Annotated in this window: 23 protein-coding genes; 12 read left to right on the top strand and 11 right to left on the bottom strand. The window is 67.3% G+C overall.

Translation table 11 applies throughout. The annotated features are described in order from the left end of the window. Positions 1-78 precede the first annotated feature (78 nt). Positions 79-1,929: a M1 family metallopeptidase gene (locus tag L2Y94_RS01605; protein WP_247372584.1), complete on the top strand. Its 1,851-nt coding sequence runs from the start codon at positions 79-81 to the stop codon at positions 1,927-1,929. A 97-nt stretch (positions 1,930-2,026) separates the two neighbouring features. Further along, positions 2,027-3,022 (top strand): alpha/beta fold hydrolase, encoded by a 996-nt coding sequence (locus L2Y94_RS01600; RefSeq protein WP_247372582.1) that lies wholly within the window; start codon positions 2,027-2,029, stop codon positions 3,020-3,022. Positions 3,023-3,136: 114 nt separating this feature from the next. On the opposite strand, the gene L2Y94_RS01595 is transcribed toward L2Y94_RS01600, so the two are convergent. The 4 genes from L2Y94_RS01595 to ttcA form a co-directional block, all read right to left on the bottom strand. After that, positions 3,137-3,904 (bottom strand): M48 family metallopeptidase, encoded by a 768-nt coding sequence (locus tag L2Y94_RS01595; protein ID WP_247372579.1) that lies wholly within the window; start codon positions 3,902-3,904, stop codon positions 3,137-3,139. 75 nt (positions 3,905-3,979) lie between these two features. Then, the gene (locus L2Y94_RS01590) at positions 3,980-4,888 is read right to left on the bottom strand and encodes a recombination-associated protein RdgC (protein ID WP_247372576.1); all 909 of its coding nucleotides are present in this window, start codon (positions 4,886-4,888) and stop codon (positions 3,980-3,982) included. 77 nt (positions 4,889-4,965) lie between these two features. Further along, positions 4,966-6,153, bottom strand: a complete 1,188-nt coding sequence (locus tag L2Y94_RS01585) for an amino acid aminotransferase (protein ID WP_247372575.1) — start codon at positions 6,151-6,153, stop codon at positions 4,966-4,968. A gap of 37 nt (positions 6,154-6,190) precedes the next feature. Then, entirely contained in the window at positions 6,191-7,063 is an 873-nt protein-coding gene (gene ttcA / locus L2Y94_RS01580; protein WP_247372573.1) for a tRNA 2-thiocytidine(32) synthetase TtcA, read from the bottom strand. A gap of 98 nt (positions 7,064-7,161) precedes the next feature. Here ttcA and L2Y94_RS01575 point away from each other — a divergent pair, with 98 nt between their 5' ends. Together L2Y94_RS01575 and L2Y94_RS01570 are read left to right on the top strand one after the other, a co-directional pair. Further along, the gene (locus L2Y94_RS01575; RefSeq protein ID WP_144912859.1) at positions 7,162-7,368 is read left to right on the top strand and encodes a YdcH family protein; all 207 of its coding nucleotides are present in this window, start codon (positions 7,162-7,164) and stop codon (positions 7,366-7,368) included. A 4-nt stretch (positions 7,369-7,372) separates the two neighbouring features. Then, positions 7,373-7,960 (top strand): GNAT family N-acetyltransferase, encoded by a 588-nt coding sequence (locus L2Y94_RS01570; protein WP_247372571.1) that lies wholly within the window; start codon positions 7,373-7,375, stop codon positions 7,958-7,960. A gap of 89 nt (positions 7,961-8,049) precedes the next feature. Here the strand turns inward: L2Y94_RS01570 and L2Y94_RS01565 are convergent, their stop codons facing one another. From L2Y94_RS01565 to L2Y94_RS01540, 6 genes are all read right to left on the bottom strand, one after another. After that, positions 8,050-9,066, bottom strand: coding sequence for an HlyD family secretion protein (locus tag L2Y94_RS01565; RefSeq protein WP_247372569.1), 1,017 nt, complete (start codon positions 9,064-9,066; stop codon positions 8,050-8,052). 10 nt (positions 9,067-9,076) lie between these two features. Further along, a complete protein-coding gene (locus L2Y94_RS01560; RefSeq protein WP_247372567.1) occupies positions 9,077-9,274 on the bottom strand; it encodes a DUF1656 domain-containing protein in 198 nt (65 codons plus the stop codon). Beyond that, entirely contained in the window at positions 9,264-11,396 is a 2,133-nt protein-coding gene (locus tag L2Y94_RS01555; RefSeq protein ID WP_247372565.1) for an FUSC family protein, read from the bottom strand. Before L2Y94_RS01555 ends, L2Y94_RS01560 begins: the two co-directional genes overlap by 11 nt. Before the next feature lie 11 nt (positions 11,397-11,407). Then, positions 11,408-11,899 carry a MarR family winged helix-turn-helix transcriptional regulator gene (locus L2Y94_RS01550; protein ID WP_144912847.1) on the bottom strand — a complete coding sequence of 164 codons (492 nt, stop codon included), beginning with the start codon at positions 11,897-11,899 and terminating at the stop codon, positions 11,408-11,410. Between the two features lie 182 nt (positions 11,900-12,081). Next, positions 12,082-12,489, bottom strand: a complete 408-nt coding sequence (locus L2Y94_RS01545) for a DUF4156 domain-containing protein (RefSeq protein WP_247372563.1) — start codon at positions 12,487-12,489, stop codon at positions 12,082-12,084. A gap of 89 nt (positions 12,490-12,578) precedes the next feature. After that, on the bottom strand, positions 12,579-15,422 hold the full coding sequence (locus L2Y94_RS01540; RefSeq protein WP_247372562.1) for a M16 family metallopeptidase: 2,844 nt from the start codon (positions 15,420-15,422) through the stop codon (positions 12,579-12,581). Between the two features lie 354 nt (positions 15,423-15,776). Between L2Y94_RS01540 and L2Y94_RS01535 the strand changes: the two genes are divergently transcribed. The 7 genes from L2Y94_RS01535 (at position 15,777) to L2Y94_RS01505 (ending at position 20,770) form a co-directional block, all read left to right on the top strand. Then, a complete protein-coding gene (locus L2Y94_RS01535) occupies positions 15,777-15,989 on the top strand; it encodes a hypothetical protein (protein ID WP_247372560.1) in 213 nt (70 codons plus the stop codon). 7 nt (positions 15,990-15,996) lie between these two features. Next, the gene (locus L2Y94_RS01530) at positions 15,997-16,461 is read left to right on the top strand and encodes a tRNA (cytidine(34)-2'-O)-methyltransferase (protein ID WP_247372558.1); all 465 of its coding nucleotides are present in this window, start codon (positions 15,997-15,999) and stop codon (positions 16,459-16,461) included. A gap of 117 nt (positions 16,462-16,578) precedes the next feature. Next, entirely contained in the window at positions 16,579-17,247 is a 669-nt protein-coding gene (locus L2Y94_RS01525) for a ubiquinone biosynthesis accessory factor UbiJ (protein ID WP_247372555.1), read from the top strand. Next, positions 17,244-18,890 carry a ubiquinone biosynthesis regulatory protein kinase UbiB gene (gene ubiB / locus L2Y94_RS01520; protein ID WP_247372552.1) on the top strand — a complete coding sequence of 549 codons (1,647 nt, stop codon included), beginning with the start codon at positions 17,244-17,246 and terminating at the stop codon, positions 18,888-18,890. Before L2Y94_RS01525 ends, ubiB begins: the two co-directional genes overlap by 4 nt. Before the next feature lie 5 nt (positions 18,891-18,895). Then, a complete protein-coding gene (locus tag L2Y94_RS01515) occupies positions 18,896-19,612 on the top strand; it encodes a pseudouridine synthase (protein WP_247372549.1) in 717 nt (238 codons plus the stop codon). A gap of 151 nt (positions 19,613-19,763) precedes the next feature. Next, positions 19,764-20,186 (top strand): alternative ribosome rescue aminoacyl-tRNA hydrolase ArfB, encoded by a 423-nt coding sequence (gene arfB, locus L2Y94_RS01510; protein WP_247372546.1) that lies wholly within the window; start codon positions 19,764-19,766, stop codon positions 20,184-20,186. After that, complete coding sequence (locus L2Y94_RS01505; RefSeq protein WP_247372543.1) at positions 20,183-20,770, top strand: 1-acyl-sn-glycerol-3-phosphate acyltransferase; 588 nt, start codon at positions 20,183-20,185, stop codon at positions 20,768-20,770. Before arfB ends, L2Y94_RS01505 begins: the two co-directional genes overlap by 4 nt. Here the strand turns inward: L2Y94_RS01505 and L2Y94_RS01500 are convergent, their stop codons facing one another. Continuing rightward, positions 20,771-21,790 (bottom strand): LysR family transcriptional regulator, encoded by a 1,020-nt coding sequence (locus L2Y94_RS01500; protein ID WP_247372542.1) that lies wholly within the window; start codon positions 21,788-21,790, stop codon positions 20,771-20,773. Between the two features lie 123 nt (positions 21,791-21,913). On the opposite strand from L2Y94_RS01500, the gene aceB reads away from it, so the two are divergent. Continuing rightward, complete coding sequence (gene aceB, locus L2Y94_RS01495; RefSeq protein ID WP_247372540.1) at positions 21,914-23,509, top strand: malate synthase A; 1,596 nt, start codon at positions 21,914-21,916, stop codon at positions 23,507-23,509. Positions 23,510-23,517 lie beyond the last annotated feature (8 nt).

Genomic DNA, 23,517 nt, shown 5'->3' with positions numbered 1-23,517 from the left:
GACCGTCCGCACGACGCGGGCCCGTCACCGACGGCGCCGGTGGCATACTGCAAGCTTCCCTTGTCGTGGAAAACCTGCATGCGCCTGCTTCCCTTCGCGGCCCTCACCGTGGCCTTCCCCGTCGTGGCCTTCGCCGCCGACCCGCATTCCTATGCCCAGCCCGACGTGGTCAAGGTGACCCATCTCGACCTCGACCTGAAGGTGGACTTCGGCAAGCGCGAACTCGCGGGCAACGCCACGCTGAAGCTCGACTGGAAGGATGGAAAGGCGAAAGACCTCGTACTCGACACCCGTGACCTCGCCATCGCCCGCGTCGAGGCCCTGGATGCCGCCGGCAAGGCCTCGCCGCTGAAGTTCGCGCTCGCGCCGCGCGACAAGGAACTGGGCTCCAAGCTCACCATCCAGGCTCCGTCCCATCCGGCCAGCGTGCGCATCGCCTACGCCACCTCGCCGCAGGCCTCCGGCCTGCAATGGCTCACGCCCGAGCAGACGGCGGACAAGAAGCAGCCCTTCATGTTCTCGCAGTCCGAATCCATCCATGCGCGCTCATGGGTGCCGCTGCAGGATTCCCCGGCCATCCGCTTCACCTACGACGCGCACGTCACCGCGCCGAAGGATGTCCGCGTCGTGATGAGCGCCATCAACGACGCGAAGCATCCGCTCGATGGCGATTTCACCTTCGACCAGCCGCATCCGATTCCTTCCTACCTGCTGGCGATCGCCGCGGGCGACATCGCCGTGAAGGAAACCGGCCCGCGCAGCGCCGTGTACGCGGAGCCCTCGGTGGTCGGCAAGGCCGCCCATGAATTCGAAGATACCGAGAAGCTGATCGCCACGACCGAAAAACTCTACGGCCCTTATGCCTGGGGCCGCTACGACATCCTCGTGCTGCCGCCCTCGTTCCCGTTCGGCGGCATGGAAAACCCGAACATGACCTTCGCCACGCCCACCGTGCTCGTCGGCGACAAGAGCCTCGTCTCCCTCGTATCGCACGAGCTGGCGCATTCGTGGTCGGGCAACCTCGTCACCAGTGCCGCATGGCGCGACATCTGGTTGAACGAAGGCTTCACCACCTACGTGCAGGGTCGCATCACCGAAGCCGTGTACGGCAAGGCGCTGGCCGACGAAGAAGCCCTGCTCTCGGCGCGTGAACTGCAGAAGACCATCGGCGACATGCCGGAAAACACGCAGAAGCTCACGCCCGACCCGCGCGGCGTCGGCGCCGACGATTCGCTGTCGTCGGTGGCCTACGACAAGGGATCGTGGTTCCTGCGCACGCTGGAGCAGCGCTTCGGCCGCGAGAACTTCGATGCGTACCTGAAGGGCTACTTCGCGCACTTCGCCTTCCAGAGCATCGACACCGACACGATGTTCGCGTACCTCAAGGCCAACCTGCTCGACAAATACCCCGGCAAGATGAGCGAGGCCGAGGCGCGCGCGTGGATCTGGCAGCCAGGCATCCCCAAGGACGCTCCCTTGCCCACCTCGCCGCGCTTCGACGCGATCGACAAGGAGTGCACCGACTTCCTCGCCGGCACGCTCGATGCCGGCAAGCTCGACGCCAAGGGCTGGAACACGCAGGAGTGGATGTATTTCCTCGACCGCATGCCCGACGTGATGCCCATCGACCGCGTTCGTGCGCTCGACGCCGCCTGGCACCTCACCGGCACGCCCAACGCGGAGATCGGCATGCGCTGGTACGCCCATGCGATCGCCGCGGGCGACAAGAGCGTATGGCCGGCGGCCGCCGAGCACATGACGCGCATCGGACGGCTGTATCTCACCACGCCGCTGTATCGCGCGTTCGCCCGTACGCCGGACGGCCTCGCCTTCGCCAAGGCCACCTATGCCAAGGCCAGGTCCGGCTACCATCCGCTGACCCAGCAGGCCGTGGAGCGCATCCTGGCAGGCACATCGAAGAAGAAATGACGCAGATTCTTGCGGCGCCCCAGGGCGCCGCAAGGGTTGCATCCTGAGCCCCGGCACCGCATCTTGCGGGGCGTCCCCGTTCCCGGTTTCTTTCCCCATGGCCAAGTCCCCCAGCCTTTCCCCTTCCGTGCGCCCGCTCTGGCAACGATTGCTGTTGCGGCGATTGAAGTTTCTCGTGGTGGTGGCGGTGGTGCTCGGCGTGGGCGCCGGCGTGGTCTATCTGTTCGCGCCGTCGCTGCTGCTGAAGGCGGATGCCGCGCGCATGGCGATGCAGGCTCACGTCGAGAAGAAGACGGTGAAGGCCGGCGACACCAACTGGTCGTACTACGAGGGTGGCGAAGGTCCCAACATCGTGTTCCTGCACGGCTTCGCGGCCAACAAGGAAACCTGGCTGGCGTCGGTCAAGGATCTCACCGCCCATTTCCACGTCATCATCCCCGACCTGCCCGGCTGGGGCGAATCCTCGCGCATCGAAGGCGGCGATTACGGCATCGATGCCCAGGCCAAGCGCCTGGAGCCCTTCTTCGCCGCCGTCGGCATGCAGCGTTTCATGCTGGTGGGCCACTCCATGGGCGGTGCCATCGCCGGCGTCTACGCCGATCAGCACAACGAGCGCGTCGCCAGCCTCGTGCTGGTGGACTCGCTGGGCCTCACCTTCAAGGAAAACGACTTCGCGCGTGAGGTGAAGGCCGGAAAGAACCCGTTCCTGTACGAGAACCGCGCCGATCTCGAGGCGATGCTCGCACGCATCTTCCTGAATCCGCCGCACCTGCTGCCGCGCGTCGAGGATGCCCTGCTCGCGCGCAATCGCGACGACCACGCCTTCATCGCGCGCACCTTCGACGAACTGCGCCGCCCCGAGCAGGCGCTGTCGCTCGATCCGGTGATCGGCCGCCTGCCGATGCCGGTGCTGGGCCTGTGGTGCCATGACGACAAACTGATCGACGTCTCGGCACTGGATACCCTGCGCACCGGACTGAAGAGTTCGCCTGCCATCGGCTCCACGGTGCTCAACGGCTGCAACCACATGCCGATGCTGGAGAAGCCCGAGGAAACGGCTCGGATCATCACGAGCTTCGCGCTGGCGCATTGAATACGCTTCGCTAGCTTGATTCGCCAATACGATCGGCTCCCACCCTTCGGTAGGAAGCTCGCTACCAGAGGGGTGGGAGCCGATCGTATCGGCGAATCACGTGGCGACACGCCATCAATCAGCGACGTCCGCCACCAACCGATCCAGCTGCATCTTCAACCCGCTGCCGTGCGCACGCAGCCACGCCCGCTGCTCCTTGTGCTCGGGCAGGATGCTCTCGACCCAATGCCAGAAACGCGGCGAGTGGTTGCGCACCTTCAGGTGGCATAGCTCATGGACGAGCACGTAGCGCAATGCCGCCGGGGGCGCGAGCGCCAGCGCGAGGTCGAGGTTGATCCTGTCGCGCGTGTCCAGGCTGCCCCACAGGCTCTTGAGCGGGCGGATGCGCAATGCCGTGGGCGCCGCATTGATCTGCGGAATGTGCGTGGGTAGCCAGCGCGACACGTCCCGACGGATCTGCGCCTCGAAAAAGCTTGCCAGCAAACCGCGCGCCACCAGTAACGCGCGCGTATGCGGCCGCGGAATCACCAGGGTGAGACTGCCCGGCTCGTGTTCCACCTTCGGATACGGGCCTTCGGCCCATGCCAGCGCGACCTCTTCGCCACGAAAGGGAAACGACGTGGGCACGCCTACCCGAAGCGGCGGCAGCGGCTTGGCGTCCATGTGGAACTCGCCGAGCTTCTGTTCCAGCCAGTCCGCGTGGTGGCGCAGGAAGGCCGTCATCTGCGCCGTATGCGTGCCGTTGGGGTACGTCAGCCGGGCACCCTTGGGGGTGACCGTCAGGCGCAAGCGGCGCGCGCGCGGGTGCGCCGCCTTGAGAACGCGGATGACGCCACCGGTAGGGGTGGACAGTTCCAGCCAGTCGCCTTCGTCTGCTGCCATGTCGCGAGTCTCGTGTCGATCCCGACGAACATCCCACCCATCCGTGTCAAACACTGCGACGCGGCACCGCCCGGCTTACTCCGGACGCGGCAGCTTGAACCATTCTTCCAGCTTGCCCAGCAGGCGTTCGTATTCGAGCGCCATGAGGGCGAAGTTGGCGTCCATTTCCGCCGCGGCCGATTCGTGACTGTCGGCCTGCTCGTCCAGTACCACGTCGGTGAACTTGATTTTACGCAGGATCAGGTCTTCGCCAAGTACGAAGGAAATGCGGTCGTCGAAAACCAAACCCAACTGGAACACCTGCTTGCCCGTGCGCAGGTGCTCGCGAATCTCATCGGTATCGAGATCCTGGCGGCGGCAGCGCGCGATGGCCCCGGACGCCGTGGCCGGATCGCGCAATTCGCATTCGTCGCCGAGCGCGAGGCCGCCCGGAAGGTCGCCGGAGGCCACCCAGTGGGTCATGAGGATGCGGGGCGACTCCTCCGGCGCCAACGGCACCGCCGGGAAACTGCCCAGCGCCGTGCGGACCTGGCTCAACGTATTCTCAGCCGACTTGCGACTGGACGTGTCGAGTACCAGCCAGCCGTTCTTCTTGTCGGCGTAGCCGCGCATGCGCGAGCTGCGCACGAAGGCGCGCGGCAGCAGCTCGTTCATCACGTCGTCCTTGATGCGCTTGCGCTCGCGGCCGCTCACCTTGCGGCCTTCTTCCTCGGCGATCTTCTGCACGCGGTTGGCGAGTTCGTCGTTGACCACGGCCGAGGGAAGCAGCTTGTCTTCGCCGCCGACGCTGACCATGACGTTGCGGCCCACGCTGTGCGTCAGGGCCTCGTCGTTACGGCCCAGCGGCGACACGAAGCCCTTGGTGGAAAGTTCCATCGGGCCGACCGGACGCAGGCGGTGTTCGGGAAGCACCTCGTCGAGGCGTTCGAGATCGTCGGCGACGGCGGCGGAGAAGCGGAAAAGCGTGAGATTGCGAAAGAACATGTATCGGCGATTCTCGTGGGAATGAAGAGCCGTGGCGGGCGCGAACGCCCGCCGGCGAAGCCGTGCGAAGGGAAAGCCTAGACGACCTTGGCGATCGCGTCGGCGACGCGATCGATGTTGTGGTCGTTGAGCGCGGCCACGCAGATGCGGCCCGTACCGACGGCGTAGATACCGAACTCCTCGCGCAGGCGGTCGACCTGCGCCGACGACAGCCCCGAATACGAGAACATGCCGCGCTGGTTCGCGATGAAACCGAAGTCGCCCGCCTTGGCCAGGCGCTCGACGAGGCCCCGGCGCATGGCGCGGATGCGCTCGCGCATCTCGCCCAGCTCGGTTTCCCACGTGGCGCGGAGCGCGTCGTGGTTGAGCACGGCCGATACCACCGCGGCACCGTGGGTGGGCGGATTGGAATAATTGGTGCGGATCACGCGCTTCAACTGCGATTGCACGCGCACCGCCTCGTCATGCGAACCGGTGACGATCGACAGCGCGCCCACGCGTTCGCCGTAAAGCGAGAACGACTTGGAGAACGAACTGGCCACGAAGAACGGCAGGCCGGATTCGGCGAACAGGCGCACCGCCACCGCATCGGCATCGATGCCGTCGCCGAAGCCCTGGTAGGCGATGTCGAGGAACGGTACCAGGCCCTGCGCGCGCACGACGTCGATCACCCGCGCCCAGTCGGCATCGGACAGATCGACGCCGGTCGGATTGTGGCAGCACGCGTGCAGCACCACGATGGCGCCCGCGGGCAGCTTCGCGAGGGCGCCCAGCATGCCGTCGAGGTTCAGGCCATGCGTCGCCGCGTCGTAGTAGGGATATTCCTGTACAGCGAACCCGGCGTTCTCGAACAGCGCGCGATGGTTCTCCCAGCTCGGGTTGCTGATGGCGACCGGCACGTCGGGGTTGAGGCGCTTGAGGAAGTCGGCGCCGACCTTCAGCGCGCCGGTGCCGCCGAGGGCCTGCGCGGTGACCACGCGTCGTTCCTCCAGCAGCGGCGACGCCGCGCCGAACAGCAGCTTCTGCACCGCGGCGTCGTACAGCGCGATGCCGTCGATGGGCAGGTAACCGCGCGGCAGCTGCGCCTCCAGGCGGGCCTTCTCGGCGTCGCGCACCGCACGCAGCAGGGGCACGTGGCCGTTCGCGTCGTAGTACACGCCCACGCCGAGGTTGACCTTGTCGGTACGCGCATCGGCGCCGAAGGCTTCGTTGAGGCCGAGGATCGGATCGCGCGGGGCGAGTTCCACGGAAGAGAAGAGAGTCATGATCGGCAGGCCCTGGAAGCGTGGAAGGTGGAAAGGATCAATCGTTTTCGTCGACGGTGTCGCCACCGGAAAGCCATGCGTGCGCGTCGGGCAGCGCCGCGCCGTCGCGCGCGCCGAGTGCCTTGAAGTCGAACAGCGCCCGGTCGGCCAACTGGGAGGGCGCCACGTTGCCGAGCGCGCGGAAGATGGTTTCGCCGCGCCCGGGATGGTTCTTCTCCCAATCGGCGAGCATGCGCTTGACCACCTTGCGCTGGAGATTTTCCTGCGAGCCGCACAGGTTGCAGGGAATGATGGGGAAGGCGCGCGCCTCGGCGTAAGCGGCGATGTCGTCCTCGTGGCAATACGCCAGCGGGCGGATCACCACGTGGCGGCCGTCGTCGGACTGCAGCTTGGGCGGCATCGCCTTCAGGCTGCCCTGGTAGAAGAGGTTCAGGAAAAACGTGCCGAGGATGTCGTCGCGGTGATGGCCCAGCGCGATCTTCGTGACGCCGTTGGCGGCGGCCCACTGGTAGAGCGCGCCACGGCGCATGCGCGAGCAGAGGCTGCACATCGTCTTGCCCTGCGGGATCACGCGGGTGACGACGCTGTAGGTGTCCTGTTCGATGATGTGGAACGGCACGCCGATGTTCGTGAGGTATTCCGGCAGCACGTGCTCGGGGAAATCGGGCTGCTTCTGGTCGAGGTTGACCGCCACGATCTCGAAACGCACGGGCGCCTTCGCCTGCAACGACATCAGGATGTCGAGCATCGTGTAGGAATCCTTGCCGCCGGACAGGCACACCATCACCTTGTCGCCGTCTTCGATCATGCCGAAGTCCGCGATGGCCTGGCCCACCTGGCGGCGCAGGCGCTTGGCCAGCTTGGCGGCTTCGTAGGTCTGCTTGCGGGTGGCTTCGGGCGAGGCGGACATCGGGCGTGGCTTGTGGGGACGGTCGGCCCCCTATTGTAGCCGCTGCGAGGCGCCTCGCCCGGCGTTAGACTGGGCCTTCCCTTTCGCCGGCCCACGCCATGCAGGTTCAGGATCCCATCGAGCTGACCCGGCTCCTCACCGAGCTGAAGATCGAGCACCGCGATCTCGACGTGGCCATCGAGCACCTCGCCGCCGCCATCGGTCGCGACGAAATCCAGCTTACCCGCCTGAAAAAGCGCAAGCTTCAGCTTAAAGACGCCATCGCACGCATCGAAAGCCGCCTCATCCCCGACCTCGACGCCTGAACCCATGACGCGCGTCCGACTGGAAAACGCCTACGTCACGCTGGAACCGCTGGCGCTGAACCACGTGGAGCCGCTGGAGCGGGCGGCGGCCGACGGCGACCTGTGGAACCTCTGGTTCACCTCCGTGCCGGCGCCGGGACGGATGGCCGACTACGTCGAAACCGCCCTGCGCGGCCAGGAAGAAGGCCGCATGTCGCCCTGGGCCGTCCGCGAGAACGGTAGCGGCGAGATCGTCGGTACCACGCGCTATTACGACATCGTGAGCGATCCGCCCCGCCTGGCCATCGGCTACACCTGGTACGCCCGGCGCTGGCAGCGCAGCCACCTGAACACCGCGTGCAAGCACCTGCTGCTGTCCAACGCCTTCCAGAACGAGGGCGTGGTGGCGGTGGAATTCCACACCGACGGCTACAACCAGGATTCCCAGCGCGCCATCGAGCGGCTGGGAGCGAAGCGCGAGGGCGTGCTGCGCGCCCACAAGCGGCGCCCGGACGGCTCGCTGAGGGATACGGTGTGCTACAGCATCCTGGCCACGGAATGGGCGGACGTGGATCGGTGGTTGCAACTCAGGTTGCAGCGGCTGGCAGGCTGAGGCCGCCTCCGTCGCGGACAGGGTCCGGCTCCCACCCTCCGGCAGCAGCCTTCCTACCGAAGGGTGGGAGCGGACCCTGTCCGCGATTCCTACGGGGCGCCAGCTTCGTGGCCCACCGGCTTCACCACGATCGTCGCCGTCATCCCCGCCGCCAACACCGTGCCCTTGGGCAGATGCTCCGCATCGATCTTCACCCGCACCGGCACGCGCTGGGCCAGGCGCACCCAGTTGAAGGTGGGATTGACCGAGGCGAGCAGGTCGCTGCCGGTGGGATTGTCGGCGTCGGTGATACCGCGGGCGATGCTTTCCACCGTGCCGTTCAGGTGCACGCCGCCGCTCAGCAGGCGGATGTCCACCGGGTCGCCCACGTGGACGCCCGGCAGCTTGGTTTCCTCGAAATACCCGTAGATCCAGTAGGAATGGCTGTCGATCAGGGCGAGGCGTGGGGCGCCGGCGTTGGCGTAATCGCCCACGCGCACGTCGAGGTTGGTGACGTAGCCGTCGACGGGAGCACGCACCTCGGTGCGGTCGAGGTTGAGCTCGGCCAGGGCCAGCTCGACCTGGGCCTGGGCCACGGCCGCCAGGGCCTGCTGCTGCGAGGCGCCGGCCTGCTTGGTACCAGCCTGCGCGGCCTGCCAGCCGGCGCGGGCGGCATTCGCCGCGGCCAGGGCATTGGCCTTGTCCTCGGCCGAGATCACGTTGTTGATGAGCTTCTGCCGGCGCTCGGACTGCGCCTGGTACATCTCGTAGTTGGCGCGGCTCTGTTGCGCGCTGGCCAGCGACGCGTTGATGCTGGCACCCGACGCCCGCGCCGCCGCTTCGGCCGCGTTGAGGTTCGCCTGCGCCTGGGCCACGGCATTCTGGTAGCGCGAACGGTCGACGACGAAGAGCAGGTCGCCCTTCTTCACCGTCTGGTTGTCGATCACCCGCACGTCCGTGACCAGCCCCGCCACGTCGGGCGCGATACGCACGATCTCGGCGCGTACGCGGCCGTCGCGCGTCCATGGCGAATACATGTAGTGCTTCCACAGGAAGTGGCCGGCGATCACCGCGAGGACGACGACGATCGCGGTGACGGCGAAGCGAACGACGGAGGCGAGTTTCATGACGGGATACTCAGAACAGGAAATACGCAAAGGCGCCGAAGACGCACACGAAGACGGCGAGGCGGAACAGCGACGGATGCCATACGAGGCGATAGAGCCCGAAACGGCCGGCCACGGCGTCCAGCGCCCACAGCACCAGGAGGGACACGACGAAAAGAACGAGCAGCCCGGGAACGAGTGCGTCGCCGAGGGCTATTTCACGGGGCATGGGCGATCTCCTTGGCCAGGGGCGCGTCGGGCATGTAGGCGGCCACCGCGGATTCGCTGTCGAGCAGCGTCATGCGGATGAGGTTGAGGTTTTCCAGCAGGTAGTCCTGCCCGGTGTGTTCGCGCACGCCTTCGATCGCGGTAGCCACCGCATCGCGCGCCGCGACGTAGCTGGCGACGTCCGGCACCTCGTAGAACCGCGACAGCCGGTCCAGCACCGCGTCGAGGTAAGGGCGCAGGGTCGACGGGATATCCTGCACGGCCATGTCGTGGCGCATCTCGACGAGCGCCCGCCCGGTCTCGTGCACGGCCAGCGACCACGCGATGAGCGCGCGCGAGTCGGCGCTGCCGGGCTGCGTCTGCGCCACCACCTGGCTGACGAGGTCGTTGTTGATGCTTTCGAAGCGATGGCGCAGACCGGGCAGCGGCGCCTCGGCGGCCAGGGCCACCTGGGCGCGCAGGCGCGCCATGAGACGGCGGCGCAGCCAGGCACTGCCGATGGCCGGCGGGATGATCACGAACGCGGCCGCCGCCGCACCCAAGCCGATGATCTGGGCGATCGCGTCGTTGATGGCGCGCGCGGGGTCGAACACCTGCATGTTGTTCAGCCCGAGCAGGTAGGTCAGGCCGAACGACCATCCCAGGCCATAGGACGCAAGACTGGGTGTGAACATCATCACCAGCCCCACGGCGGCGAACGGAAACACGGACACCACCAGGAGCCCGAAGCCGTCGACCTGGGTGAGCACGAAGAACAGGCAAATGAAGGCCATGATCATGCCGGACAGGTAGCCCAGCATCACGATCCACGTCACGCGGGTGGGGTTGGGCACCGTCGCGAAGAGACCCGCGAAAACGGTCGCCAGCAGCATCGCACTCGAACCGAACGGCCACGCGCTCTCGATCCAGAACAGGCCCAGCACGAGCATGGTGAGCGTCGCGCGGACCATGGCGATGCCCGCGCCGAGATAGTCGTTGCCGCGATCGAAGCTCACGCGCTCGGCCGAAATGGTGGGATACGGCCGTGGCGACTGGAGGGATGCGGCCGCCTCGATGTAGTCGTACAGCTCGTCGGCGAAACGGCGGATCAACGCGGCGCCGGTATCGAAGTCGCGCAGGTCCTGCGCATCGTCGAGCGTGCCGCGCAGTCGGGTGACGTTGGCGGCGATGGCATCGCGTGCCACGGCCATCTGCGGCAGCAGCGCCTGCGCGGCGAGGCCCGCACCGAGGGGGCCTTCGAGCCCCTTGCCCAGGGGCGCATATAACCGGATCAGCGCGTCCGCCGCGCGCTCGCGCTGCGCGCGCTTGAGCCGGTTGATCAGGTGATGCAGCGACTGGAAGCTGGTGGAGGTCGCCATGAAGCGTTGGTTGAACAGGCGCAGGTGGTTGCTGCGCGCGCGCGTTTCCACGTCTTCGAAGACCACCGAGCTGCGCAGGTCTTCCAGCGTGACCGCCGCGCGCACGAAACGCAGGTGGGCGTTTTCCATCTGCTCGCGCGGTATCGCGCCGCCCACGCTTCCGCGGACGAAGGCGATGAAATCGGTGAACTGTTCGCGCCCGGTCCGGCGCATCACGTCGCGCATGCGCGCGGGAAAGATCGCTTCGCTCACCACGCCGCTCACCAGCAGGCCGAGCAGCACCTCGCTCAGGCGGGCCCAGGCCGAGTCGAAAACGTTCAACGGCGCGTTGATGACGGGGACGGCGACCAGCGCCGCGGTGTAACCCGCCAGCACGAAGGCATAGGACTTGAAGTTGCGATAGAGCGTGGCGCCCGCGGAGCAGAAGCCGATCCACAGCGACAGCGACAGCAGGAACAGCACGCGCTGCTGCGCGAACGCCGCGACGATGACGACGGCGAGGATCGCGCCCACCACCGTGCCGATACCGCGATAGAAGCTCTTCGCCAGCACCATGCCCGACTGCCGGTTGGCGACGATGATGGTGGTGAGCATCGCCGACGAGGGCGACGGCAATTCCAGGCGCATCGCGATCCAGCCGGTGAGGAAGAACGCGATCAGCGTCTTGATCACGAGCAGCCAGATCGACCCTTCCTCGCGCAAGGCTTCGACCAGCACCTGGCGAAAGGCGGGCGTCTTGGTAGTGGCGGGGTCGACGGCGGACATGGCGTGGCTCGTTATTCCCCGAAGCCGACCAGCATCTTCTTGAGCAGCGCTTCCAACTGCGCCTGCTCGCCTGCGGACAGGTTACGCGTCTGCCGGTGAAGAAGGGTGACGATGTCCGGCAGGAACCGCTCGATCAGGGCGACGCCCTCGGGGGTGAGCGACAGGGCCACCTTGCGGCGGTCGTCCTCGCTGCCGGCGCGGGCGATATAGCCCTTCTCGGAAAGCTGCGTGGTGAGACGGGTGACGTTGGCGGATTTCTCGCCTGCGGCGCCGGCCAGTTCCGAGGGGGTCAGGGTGTTGTCCGGCGCCCCGTACAGCATCATCAGGATGTTGTACTCGGGATGATTGAGCCCATGCGGGCGCATCGCCGCGTTCGCCTCGTCATGGATCTCCTTGTAGAGATGCTTGATGAGGCGCACCAGGATCGCCGGTGCGCGCGGAAACGCGGGGTACTTTCCCCGGGTCACGTCGAGGCGGGCTTCGGTGGGGGCGAAATCGCTCATGGGAATCCAGGCTGGCGGGCGACTACATCACAAATATAATATTCATTTATGAAATATCAATACCTGTAATAAAAAATGGGACGCTCCGCGGAATGGCTTTCGCCACCCTACGTGCGTCCCATCGTCTCGGCCGAGTCGACGGGCGCCGTTACCACCGGCGCCCGTCGTCCCGCCCGTGGGCATCAGTTCTTCAGCGGAACGGTCTCGAACCCACCCTGCGGCGTGGGGTTCTGGGGAGGGGCCGAGGCGGGCGCGGTGCGCGGGCCGGCCACCGAACGCGCGCCACAGGTGTAGGCACCCCAGTCCTGCGAACCGTCGCGCGGCTCGCCCAGCGGCTTCACCGTATCGGCGTTCATCTTGGCGGCCTCGTTGCGCGCCAGCACCTCGAGTTCGTCGCGCACCTTGAGGTCGTTGCGATCGACCGGCCCGACGCGGTTCATCACCGACACCGTGACCTTGCCTTGCTCACGGCAACCGGACGTGTCGCCGTTCCATGCGGTGCGAACGTTGCGCGCACCGTCGTCGAGCTTGATACCCCAGGAACAGGCGGTGAGGGCGAAGGGAATGAGGAGGACGAGGGCCTTGCGCATGTGCAGCTCCGGAAACACGGTCGCGCCTATGCTAGCCCGACGAAGCGGAACGCGCGATCACCGCTCGCGCGTTCCGCCGTGGGTCTACCTCACTTCGACGACTTCACCGGCTCGCCGTCGCCATCGATCACCTGGATCGGGCCCAGGTTCAAGGCCCGCACCGGTGCTTCGATCTTGCGCAGGTCGCCGACGATCACCCAGGTGAGCGAGTCCGGATGCATCACGGCCGAGAGGGCCGCTTCCGCCGAGGTGCGGTTCACCGCGTCGATGCGCGCCTTGAGGGTCTGCACGTAGTCGTCGGGGCGGTCGTAGATCACGATGCCCGACATGGCCGCCAGCACCGCCGAGGTGGTTTCGTAGCTGCCCGGCAAGGCACGCACGCGCTGCGCGCGGATCTTGGCGATCTCCGAGTCGGTGAGCGGCTTGGGGCCGACGACGGCGCGGGCTTCCTTGAGGATTTCCTGGGCGGATTCGGCGGTCTTGTCGGTCTGCACCGGGGCGTAGAACAGCATCGGCCGCTGGCCCTGCGCGTCGGAGAGCATGCTCTGCGCGCCGTACGCCCAGCGTTTTTCCTCGCGCAGGTTCATGTTGAGCCGCGAGGTGAACGTGCCGCCGAACGCGCCGTTGGCGATGCCCAGGTCGAGCGCGTCCTTGGCCTTGGTGGACGGCGCGAGCAGACCGGCGAGGATCAGCGACTGCGGCGCGTCGGTGCGGTTGATGAGGAACACGCGCGGCTTGGGCTGCGCGGCGACCGTGCCGACGTTCTTCGTCGGCTTCGCGCTCGGCGGCGGCGTCCAGTCGCCGAACACGGCGTCGAGCTGGGGCAGGATGGCGTCCAGCGTCGTGTCGCCGGCGACGAGGATGCGCGCGTTGTCCGGGCGCAGGTAGTCACGCTGGAACGCCTTGAGATCCTCCGCGGTGAGCGACGCGATGGCCTTTTCCGTACCGCTGCCGGTGAACGGGATGCCGTATGCGTGCTGCTTGCCGTAGAGCAGCGGCGGCAAGGTGCGCAGCGCGAGGCCGGTGGGATCGGTCTTCTCCTGCGCGATGCCCGCGATCCACTGGCCGCGCACCCGCTCGATGTCGTCGGCCTTGAAAGCCGGGTGGCGAACGACGTCGGCGAACAGCGCCAGCGAGGGCACCAGTTCGGCGTTAAGCGCGTTGAGCGCCACCGCGCAGGTGTCTAGCGAGCAGTTGGAGCCGATGATGGCGCCCAGACGCTCCTTGCGCCGCGCCACCTCCACCGAATCCAGGTCGCTCGTGCTCTCGTTGAGCAGGGTGGACGTGAAGCTGGCCGTGCCGAGCTTGCGGCCCTGGTCGGCGGCGTAGCCCGCATCGAACAGGATCTGGACCTGCGTGACCGGCACGGTGTGACGCTCGGCGAGCACCACCTCGATGCCGTTCTTCAGCTTGCCGCGCTGGAGCTTGGGAAACGACAGGTCGGGGAAGCTCGCCACCGGGGGCACGCCCTTCGCGCGATCGACCTGCGAGGTGCCGGCGGTGTAGCTCTTCGCCGCGGGCATGACGGGCGCGGGACGGCCTTCCGCCTTCGGCAGGCCGACGACGGCCTTGTCCTCGGCGGCCGGATCGAAACCGGGCGCGGCCGGCATGATGGTCAGCGTATAGCTGCCCTTGCCGAGCCACTTCTTCGATGCCGCGAGCACCGAGGCCGGGGTGGCCTGCTGCGAACGCTCGAGGTCTTTCTTGTAGCCCTCCGGATCGTTCCGGTAGACCTGGCCCTCCGCGAGGATGACGGCCTTGCCGCCGAAGCCGCCGACCTTTTCCAGGCCGCGCACGAAGCCGGCGAGGTTGGCGACCTTGGCACGCTCCAGTTCGTCGGCGGTGGGGCCCTTGGCGAGGAAGTCGTTCCACACGTCGGCGATGGCGGCCTCGACCTTTGCCGGATCGACGCCCTGCTTCACGTCGACGGAGAGCTGCACGCGGCTGGAGAGCGCGAACGGCGAAATGCCCACCGAGACGTCGTCGGCGAGCTTGTCCTGGTAGACCAGGCGCTGGTACAGGCGCGAGGTCTTGCCCCCGCCGAGCACGGTGGTGGCCAGGTCCAGCTGCACCGCATCGTCGGTGCCCAACTGCGGCACGGCCCAGGTGCGCGTGATGCGCGTCTGCGCCACCTGGTCGTGTTGCACGCCGCGCGTATCGGCGCCGAGCGGCACCACCCACGGTTGCTGGCGCGGCACCGGCGGACCGGCCGGGATGTCGCCGAAGTATTTCTGCGCCTTGGCCTTCGCTTGCTCGAGCGTGATGTCGCCGGCCAGCACCAGGGTGGTGTTGGCGGCGCCATAGTAGTCGTGGAACCACTGCTTCACGTCGGCCAGCGAGGCGGCGTCGAGGTCGGCCATCGAACCGATGGTGTCGTGGTGGTACGGATGGTTGGCCGGGTAGACGTTGGCCAGCACGTTCTCGTCAACGCGGCCGTAGGGCTCGTTCTCGCCCTGGCGCTTTTCGTTCTGCACCACGCCGCGTTGCGTGTCGAGCTCCTTCTGGCCGATGGCGCCCAGCAGGTGGCCCATGCGGTCGGACTCCATCCACAACGCCATGTCGAGCGCCGTGGTGGGCACGGTCTCGAAGTAATTGGTGCGATCGAACCAGGTGGTGCCGTTCATGTCGGTGGCGCCGGCCACCTCGAAAGGCTGGAAGTAGGTGCCCTTGTGGTTCTCCGAGCCGGAGAACATCAGGTGTTCGAAGAGATGCGCGAAACCCGTCTTGCCCGTCGGCTCGTCGGCCGAACCCACGTGGTACCAGATGCTGACGGCGACGACGGGGGCTTTGTGGTCCTCGTGCACGATCACGGTCAGCCCGTTGGGCAACTGGAACCGGGTGTAGGGGATGTCGGGAATCGTCGCGGTGGCGGCGGACGCGCCGCCTGCCATGGAAAGCAATCCCGCGGCGAGCAGGGCAAGACGTTTCTTCATGCGAACTCCTTCAGGGGCCGTCGTGGCCGCAACCGCCCGAGGCTAGCCCGCAGGCTCGGGCAATGTCCATGCGGTCACTGTCCGGTATGGCGCGGCCGCTGTCCGCGGACAGACGAGGCGATGCATCCACGGGTGACAAATCTCATGCGAATCAGCTGATTGCAGACCCTGTCGAGGTTGGCACGGCGTTTGCCTTAATACCCATGCCAGGGCGATCCGCCCACCCATGCTCAAGGAGAACGCCATGAAATTCGAACTGCCGATGCTCGCCGCCTTCCTCGTCACCTCGATGCTGCTGTGCGGCTACACGCTGGCCCTGATGGCCTGACCCGGATTCCCAGAAGGATCGATCCCATGAAGTACGAACTCTTCATCCTGCGCAGCCTGCTCGTGGCCTCGGTCATGGTCTGCTGCCTCATCCTCGGCAACATGCTCGGCCTCTCCGGCACCTCGGTGCAGCTCGCCGCACCGACCACCGTCGTCGGCGACTCGGCCGCGGCCTCGATCACCGCGGGCGCCTGCGCCCTGCCGCCGGACGGCGTGCTTTGCGCCGCCGCTGGCACATAATGGGCGCATGCCGCACGTCATCCTGTTCCGACCCGAAATACCGCCCAACACGGGCAACGTCATCCGCCTGTGCGCCAATACGGGCGCCGGCCTCCACCTGATCCGCCCCCTGGGCTTCGAACTGGACGACACGCGCCTGCGCCGGGCGGGGCTCGACTACCACGAGTTCGCCCGTGTGGCGGTCCACGACGATCTCGACGCCTGCCTGGAAGCCCTCGGTCATCCGCGCGTCTTCGCCTTTTCCACGCGTGGCCGCCACCTGCACACCGACGTGACCTACGGCGCGGACGACGCGCTGCTCTTCGGTTGCGAGACGGCGGGGCTGCCCGACGACGTGCTGGACTCGATTCCCGAGGCACAGCGCATCCGGCTGCCGATGCGGCCGGGCAATCGCAGCCTGAATCTTTCCAATGCCGTGGCGGTGGCGGTGTTCGAGGCGTGGCGGCAGAGCGGCTTCGACGGGGCGGCATGAGGCACCATGATTCGCGGACAGGGTCCGCTCCCACCCTTCGGTAGGAAAGCCGGCTACCGAAGGGTGGGAGCGGACCCTGTCCGCGAACGGGACGAGGCGGCAGGCTACAATCCAGCCATGACCCCCGATCGCCCTCAGGCCAGCACCGGCCCCTCCCGCTTCCTCCCCCGCCCGCTGCGCGTCCTCGCCGGCAAGGCCATGGAAACCGTGCTCAACCGCGCCGTCGATCTCGACCCGGACACCCGCGGCCGCCTCGACGCGCTCGACGGCCGCAGCGTGCAGGTGCACTTGAGCGGCCCGGAACTGGCGCTGCGCATCACCGTGGAGAAGGGCCGCCTGCGCGTTGGCCCGGCGGAAGACGGCGGCAGCCTGCGCGTCACCGCCTCGCCAGGCAGCCTGCTGGCCATGGCGCTGCGCCGCGACGACGACGGCGTGGCACCCGGCAAGGTCGACATCGCGGGCGACGCGGAGTTGGCTCGCCGCCTGGAGCGTCTTGCGCGCCAGTACGCCCCGGACATCGAGGAAGCCTTCGCCAAGGCGTTCGGCGATGCCATCGGCGTGCCGCTGGCGCAGGCGTTCCATCGCGCCTTCGTCCATGCGAAGCAGTCCGCCGCACACCTCACCGAAGATGGCGCCGACTGGCTGCGCGACGAAGGGCGCGTGGCCGTGGCGCCGGGCGAAGTCGATCGGTTCCTCGACGGCGTGGACGAGCTTCGCGAGCGCACGGAGCGCGCCGAGGCGCGTTTCGCCCGCATCGAGCGCGCCCTGAAGGGGAACGGCGCATGACGTCGCTGCGCCTCGCGCCCCGCCTGCTTCGTGTCGCCGCGATCCTCCTGAAATACCAGCTCGACGAACTGGTCGACGGCGCCCACCTGTTTCGTCCGCTCAAGCTCGTGCGCGCGATGTTCCCGCGCGCGCCCGCCGAGGTGCGCGCCTTGCCGCGCGGCGCGCGCTTGCGCCTGGCCCTCACCGAGCTGGGCCCGATCTTCGTCAAGGCCGGCCAGGTGCTGTCCACGCGCCGTGACCTCGTGCCGGGCGACGTCGCCGACGAACTGGCCCTGCTGCAGGACCAGGTGCCGCCTTTCCCCGGTGTCGAGGCGCGCGCCATCGTGGAGCGCGAACTGAAGGCGCCGATCGGCACCCTCTACGCACGCTTCGACGAGAACGCCCTCGCCTCCGCGTCCATCGCGCAGGTGCATGCGGCCACGCTGCACGACGGCCGCGAGGTGGTGGTGAAGGTGCTGCGGCCGGGCATCGACAAGCGCATCGCCCGCGACGTCGACCTGCTCCACGCCCTGGGCGAGCTGGCGCAGCGCTGGCATCCCAACGCCGACAAGATCCGGCCGCTCGAGGTGGTGGCCGAGGTCGAGAAGATGCTCTCCAACGAGCTCGACCTGCAGCGCGAGGGCGCCAGCGCCAGCCTGCTCCGCCGCAACTTCGCCAGCGGCATCGACCTCTACGTGCCCGAGGTGCATTGGGAGTTGAGCACCGAAGGCGTGCTCACGCTCGAGCGCGTGCACGGCGTGAGCGCCGACGACATCGCCGCCATCGACCGGGCCGGCCTCGATCGCAAGCGGCTCGCCGAAAAGGGCGTGCGCCTGTTCTACGAACAGGTGTTCCGTGACAACTTCTTCCACGCCGACGCCCATCCCGGCAACATCTGGGTGGACCTCACCCGCCTCGACGAACCGCGCTTCATCGCGCTCGACTTCGGCATCATGGGCTCGCTGCCCGAGGCCGACCAGTACTGGCTCGCGGAAAACTTCATCGCCCTGTTCGAGCGCGACTACGCGCGCATCGCGCAGTTGCACGTGGCCGCCGGCTGGATGCCGACCACGGTTCGCCTCGACGAGCTCGAAGCCGCCGTGCGCACGGTGTGCGAGCCTTACTTCACCCGCCCGCTCTCGCAGATATCCATCGCCGAGCTGGTGGTGAAGCTGTTCCAGACAGCGCGGCGCTTCGAGCTCACGCTGCAGCCGCAGTTGATCCTGCTGCAGAAGACGCTGCTCAACATCGAGGGCGTCGGCCGCATGCTCGACCCGGACATCGACATCTGGGCCGTGGCTCATCCGGTGCTCAAGCGCATCCTGCGCGAGCGCTATAGCGTTCGCGCCACGCTGCGCGACGTGCGTCGCCGCCTGCCCGAGTGGATCCACACGGCGCCGCGCGTGCCCGAACTGGTGCGCGACGCCTTGCGCCAGGTGGCCAGCGGCGAGCGCCGCGAGGTGGCCGATCCGCTCGTCGTGCTGCAGGCTCACGAAGCCTCGCGCCGCCTCCACCGCGTGCTCGCGTGCGGCTTCCTCGGCGCGGCCTTGCTGGTGGGCTCGGCGGTGCTGTACGCGCTGGCCCCGCATACGCACTGGTCGTTGCCCGGCGCCTTCGCCGTGGCGGGGCTGGCGGTCTTCGTCGCGGGCTGGCCACGCCGCTGACGCCGATGCTGGAGATCCTGTTCCAGGACGACGACCTCGTCGCCGTCAACAAGCCCGCGAACCTCGCGGTGCATCGTTCGGCCTTCGTGGGGCCCGACGACGCCTTCCTGATCGACCTGCTGCGCGAACAGGTCGACGGCCGCCTGCACCTGGCCCATCGGCTCGATCGCGCCACCTCGGGCGTGCTGCTCGTGGCGCGCTCGCCGGAGATCGCCGCGCAGCTCGGCGAGCAGTTCATGGGTCGCAGCGTGCGCAAGCGCTATCTCACCGTGTGCCGTGGCTGGCCTGAGCCCGAAGAGGGTTGCATCGACTACCCGCTGCCCGGCTCACGCGAGACGGGGCCGCGACGCGAGGCGCAGACCGACTACCGGCGGCTCGCCGCCGTCGAGGTGGACATCGCGCTCGGACGCTACGAGAGGCAGCGCTACGCGCTGGCCGCAGCCGAACCGCGCACCGGCCGTTTCCGGCAGATCCGCAAGCACTTCGCGCACATCCACCATCCCATCGTGGGCGACAGCCAGCATGGACGAGGCGACCACAACCGCCTGTTCAAGATCCACTTCGCGTCGCACCGCATGCTGCTGCACGCGGCGACGCTGGATTTCACGCATCCGCGCGACGGGCGGGCGATGCGAATCGAAGCGGGAATCGATGCGACGTGGTCGCACCTGCTGGAGACATTCGGCTGGCAGGATGCCTATGACAACTGGCGCGAACGTTAGGGACGCCGGGCTCCTGCCTTCGCAGGAGCGACGTGAGGTGATTTGAGAGTCGGCGACGATCTCGTCGCTCCAGCGAAGGCAGGAGCCCAGCGTCTTGCACCGCCGCGCCGCGTCATGACGCGTCCCCGCCCGCTGCTAGAATCCCACCGCCATGCTCACCGTCACCCGCTCCATCGCCATCGCCGAATCCGAACTGATCGAGCGCTTCACCCGCGCCGACGGCCCCGGAGGCCAGCACGTGAACCGCACGGAAAGCGCCGTGGAACTGCGTTTCGACGTGGCCTCCTCGCCGTCGCTTCCCGATGACGTGCGCGAGCGCCTGCTCGCCCGTCGCGACCGCCGCATGACCGACGCGGGCGTGCTGGTGATCCAGGCGCGCCGCTTTCGCGACCAGGCACGCAACCGCGAAGACGCGCGTGAACGCCTGGCGGAGATCGTCCGCGAAGCGACCGTGGTGGCAAAGAAGCGCGTGGCGACCAAGCCCACCAAGGCGTCGAAGGAGCGCCGCCTCACCGGCAAGGCGCAGCGCGGGGAAACCAAGCGCACCCGCTCGCGCGACTGGAGTCGCGAATGAAGGGCGTGCCCGAGACGCTGCCACCGAACGTTCCTTGCCTGCCTCGCTCGCCCTGGACCCGCCTGTCCCGCTGGGCCATCGGCATGAGCGGCTGGCGCATCGTCGGCGAGTTTCCCGACCTGCCGAAGCTGATCATCATCGGTGCCCCGCACTCGTCGTACTGGGACGGCGTATGGGGCCTGTTGATGAAGGTGGCCATCGGTCTCGACCTGGGCATCATGATCAAGCGCGAGGTCTTCGGCGGCCCGTTCGGTCCCATCGTGCGCCGCCTGCGCATGATTCCCATCGATCGCAAGGCCGCCACCAACGTGGTGGACCAGATGGTCCAGCGCTTCGCCTCGCATGAACAGATGTGGCTGGGCATCGCGCCGGAAGGCACGCGCAAGCCCGTGACGCAATGGAAGTCGGGGTTCCTGCGCATCGCGCGCGCGTCGGGCGTCCCCATCCTGCCGATCTTCATCGACTACCCCACGAAGACCTTCACCCTCGGGCCCCTCGTGCATGCCACCGACGATATCGACGGCGATCTCGCGCGAATCCGCGCGATGTTCACCGGCTACCACGGCAAGCATCGCGACGCCTGATCAGCGTTCGGAGTGGCCCGGCTCGTCGTAGTCGCGATGGGTCAGCAACCCCGGCTTGATCAGGTCGATGAAAGCCCGCGCTTCAGGACTGAGGAACTTGCCCTTGCGCATCACCACGCCATAACTGCGCTGCGGCAGGTATTGCCGCAGGTTGCGCACCGCCAGACGCTCGCGATCGGCCTCGGTGATGCAGATACCGGTGACGATGGAAATACCCAGGCCCATCGCGACGTACTGCTTGATGACGTCCCAGCCGCCGACTTCGATGGCCACGGTGTAAGGCACGTGGCGCTGCTGGAACACCATGTCCACCAGCTTGTACGTGGTAAGGCGCTTGGGCGGCAGGATCAGGCCGTAGGGCGCGATGTCCTCCAGGCGGATGTCGCTCTTCGCCGCGAGCGGGTGATCCGGCGGCATGATCAGCATCGGGTCGTAGTGATAGACCGGCGCCCAGGCGATGTCGTACGGCACGTCGATCATCGAACCGACCGCGATATCCACTTCGTCGTTGCGCAATAGCGCGATGCCGTCGCGGTTGGTCACGTTGGACAGCGCCAGGTGCACGCCTGGGTAACGCTCGCGATAGGTCTTCACCAGCTCCGGCAAGAGGTATTGGATGGTGGAGGAACCGGCGGCGATGGTGAGGTGCCCCGCCCGGGCACCCTGGGTTTTCGTCCGAAACTCCTGGTCGAGCTGCTCGAACCCCTCCACCAGCGGGCGCGCCATGTCGTAGAGCGCCTCGCCCGCGTCGGTCAGCGTGATGCGGCGACGGGTGCGCTCGAGCAAGGTGGCGTCCAGCTCGCGCTCCAGCGCCTTCAGCTGCAGGCTCACGGAAGGCTGGGACAGGAACAAGGCCTCCGCGGCCCGACTGAGGCTGCCCAGGCGGGCGATATAGACGAACGCGCGTAGCTGTTTGAGGCGGTTGCCCTTGTAGTAGAAGCGGCCAGCCGCGTCCGGCGCGGCCAGCGTCGAAGCCCGCTTTCCGACTTTATTAAGCTTTTTGGCGGGCTTTTTTTCCATTTGAATCAGTTTGTTCCGTTTAACATTAACATATTTAATCTTAAGCATTGAAACATATGCTTTGTCAAAACATGCTTCTGCGCTCTAGCGTGAACTCCCGACCACCCCACGGAGACCGCACGCATGGCCGTTCCCCAGAGCGAGATCGATCCCCTGTCCGGGATCCGCGTCCAGGCCATCGAGACCCATCGTGACGTCCTGAGCCCCGATGCCTTGGCCTTCGTGGCCGGGCTCCATCGCCGTTTCGACGCCCGCCGACGGTCCCTGCTCGCCGAGCGCGATGCCCGCCAGCAGCGCTATGACGCGGGCGAGCTGCCGGATTTTCGCGACGACACCCGGGCCATCCGCGATGGCGATTGGACCGTCGCTCCCATTCCCGCCGCCCTGCTCGACCGTCGAGTGGAAATCACCGGGCCGGTGGAGCGAAAGATGATCATCAACGCGCTCAATTCCGGAGCGAAGGTGTTCATGGCCGACTTCGAGGATTCGAGCGCGCCGACCTGGATCAACCAGATCGACGGCCAGCGCAACCTGCGCGACGCCGTGAACGGCACCATCGACTTCACCAACGAGGCCGGCAAGCGCTACAGCGTGGGGGCCGACCCCGCCGTGCTCGTGGTGCGCCCCCGCGGCTGGCATCTCCCCGAGCGCCACCTGAGCGTCGATGGCGATGCCGTGTCGGGTTCGCTGGTCGACTTCGGCCTCTACGCCTTCCACAACGCCAGGACGCTGTACGCCCGCGATCGCGGCCCGTACTTCTACCTGCCGAAGCTGCAGAGCATGGAAGAGGCGATGCTTTGGGACGAGGTGATGGCCGACGCCGAGAACACCCTCGGCCTGCCCGTGGGCACGATGAAGGCCACGGTGCTGATCGAGACGCTTCCCGCCGTGTTCCAGATGCACGAGATACTGCACGCGCTGCGCCGTCGCGTCGCCGGTCTCAATTGCGGTCGTTGGGATTACATCTTTTCCTATCTCAAGACGTTCCGCGCGCATGCCGATCGCCTGCTGCCGGAGCGCGGCCAGGTCGTCATGACGGTGCCCTTCCTCAAGGCGTATTCCGAACTGCTGATCCGCACCTGCCATCGTCGCGGCGCGTTCGCGATGGGCGGCATGGCCGCGCAGATTCCCATCAAGGGTGACGACGCGGCCAACGAAGCGGCGATGGCGAAAGTGCGCGCGGACAAGTGGCGCGAAGTCACCGCCGGGCACGATGGCACGTGGGTGGCGCACCCCGCGCTGGTACCCGTCGCGCAGGCGATCTTCGATGCGCACATGCCCACGCCGAACCAGTTGCACGTGCGCCGCGACGACGTCGAGGTGACGCGCGACGAGTTGATCCGTCCCGCGCCCGGCACCGTAACGCGCACCGGCTTCGACAACAACGTGGAGGTCTGCCTGCGTTACACGGCCGCATGGCTGGACGGACTCGGCTGCGTGCCGATCCACCACCTCATGGAGGATGCGGCGACCGCGGAAATCGCACGCGCCCAGCTATGGCAATGGCTGCACCACGGTCCCGTGGAATTCAGCGACCACGCGCCGATCACCTTCGCGCTGTTCGACCACGCGCTGGCATCGCACTGCCACCGGCTGCGCGAGTCCGATCTGCCCGGGGCCTCGCGCGCCGACGAGGCCGCTGAGCTGATCCGCACGCTCACGCATGCCGACACGCTCCGCGATTTCCTCACCCTCCCCGCCTACGAACGCCTGTCCTGATCGAAGGA

It is taken from the genome of Luteibacter aegosomatis (assembly GCF_023078455.1).
In the GTDB taxonomy this organism is placed as follows: Bacteria; Pseudomonadota; Gammaproteobacteria; order Xanthomonadales; family Rhodanobacteraceae; genus Luteibacter; species Luteibacter aegosomatis.
The sequence above is the reverse complement of the archived record's forward strand: the minus strand, read 5'-3'. Positions and strand labels throughout refer to the sequence as shown.

Excerpts from the sequence above, each read along its gene's own strand:
- L2Y94_RS01605 (WP_247372584.1), top strand. The coding sequence starts at position 79 with ATGCGCCTGCTTCCCTTCGCGGCCCTCACCGTGGCCTTCCCCGTCGTG.
- L2Y94_RS01600 (WP_247372582.1), top strand. The coding sequence starts at position 2,027 with ATGGCCAAGTCCCCCAGCCTTTCCCCTTCCGTGCGCCCGCTCTGGCAA.
- L2Y94_RS01595 (WP_247372579.1), bottom strand. The coding sequence starts at position 3,904 with ATGGCAGCAGACGAAGGCGACTGGCTGGAACTGTCCACCCCTACCGGT.
- L2Y94_RS01590 (WP_247372576.1), bottom strand. The coding sequence starts at position 4,888 with ATGTTCTTTCGCAATCTCACGCTTTTCCGCTTCTCCGCCGCCGTCGCC.
- L2Y94_RS01585 (WP_247372575.1), bottom strand. The coding sequence starts at position 6,153 with ATGACTCTCTTCTCTTCCGTGGAACTCGCCCCGCGCGATCCGATCCTC.
- ttcA (WP_247372573.1), bottom strand. The coding sequence starts at position 7,063 with ATGTCCGCCTCGCCCGAAGCCACCCGCAAGCAGACCTACGAAGCCGCC.
- L2Y94_RS01575 (WP_144912859.1), top strand. The coding sequence starts at position 7,162 with ATGCAGGTTCAGGATCCCATCGAGCTGACCCGGCTCCTCACCGAGCTG.
- L2Y94_RS01570 (WP_247372571.1), top strand. The coding sequence starts at position 7,373 with ATGACGCGCGTCCGACTGGAAAACGCCTACGTCACGCTGGAACCGCTG.
- L2Y94_RS01565 (WP_247372569.1), bottom strand. The coding sequence starts at position 9,066 with ATGAAACTCGCCTCCGTCGTTCGCTTCGCCGTCACCGCGATCGTCGTC.
- L2Y94_RS01560 (WP_247372567.1), bottom strand. The coding sequence starts at position 9,274 with ATGCCCCGTGAAATAGCCCTCGGCGACGCACTCGTTCCCGGGCTGCTC.
- L2Y94_RS01555 (WP_247372565.1), bottom strand. The coding sequence starts at position 11,396 with ATGTCCGCCGTCGACCCCGCCACTACCAAGACGCCCGCCTTTCGCCAG.
- L2Y94_RS01550 (WP_144912847.1), bottom strand. The coding sequence starts at position 11,899 with ATGAGCGATTTCGCCCCCACCGAAGCCCGCCTCGACGTGACCCGGGGA.
- L2Y94_RS01545 (WP_247372563.1), bottom strand. The coding sequence starts at position 12,489 with ATGCGCAAGGCCCTCGTCCTCCTCATTCCCTTCGCCCTCACCGCCTGT.
- L2Y94_RS01540 (WP_247372562.1), bottom strand. The coding sequence starts at position 15,422 with ATGAAGAAACGTCTTGCCCTGCTCGCCGCGGGATTGCTTTCCATGGCA.
- L2Y94_RS01535 (WP_247372560.1), top strand. The coding sequence starts at position 15,777 with ATGAAGTACGAACTCTTCATCCTGCGCAGCCTGCTCGTGGCCTCGGTC.
- L2Y94_RS01530 (WP_247372558.1), top strand. The coding sequence starts at position 15,997 with ATGCCGCACGTCATCCTGTTCCGACCCGAAATACCGCCCAACACGGGC.
- L2Y94_RS01525 (WP_247372555.1), top strand. The coding sequence starts at position 16,579 with ATGACCCCCGATCGCCCTCAGGCCAGCACCGGCCCCTCCCGCTTCCTC.
- ubiB (WP_247372552.1), top strand. The coding sequence starts at position 17,244 with ATGACGTCGCTGCGCCTCGCGCCCCGCCTGCTTCGTGTCGCCGCGATC.
- L2Y94_RS01515 (WP_247372549.1), top strand. The coding sequence starts at position 18,896 with ATGCTGGAGATCCTGTTCCAGGACGACGACCTCGTCGCCGTCAACAAG.
- arfB (WP_247372546.1), top strand. The coding sequence starts at position 19,764 with ATGCTCACCGTCACCCGCTCCATCGCCATCGCCGAATCCGAACTGATC.
- L2Y94_RS01505 (WP_247372543.1), top strand. The coding sequence starts at position 20,183 with ATGAAGGGCGTGCCCGAGACGCTGCCACCGAACGTTCCTTGCCTGCCT.
- L2Y94_RS01500 (WP_247372542.1), bottom strand. The coding sequence starts at position 21,790 with ATGGAAAAAAAGCCCGCCAAAAAGCTTAATAAAGTCGGAAAGCGGGCT.
- aceB (WP_247372540.1), top strand. The coding sequence starts at position 21,914 with ATGGCCGTTCCCCAGAGCGAGATCGATCCCCTGTCCGGGATCCGCGTC.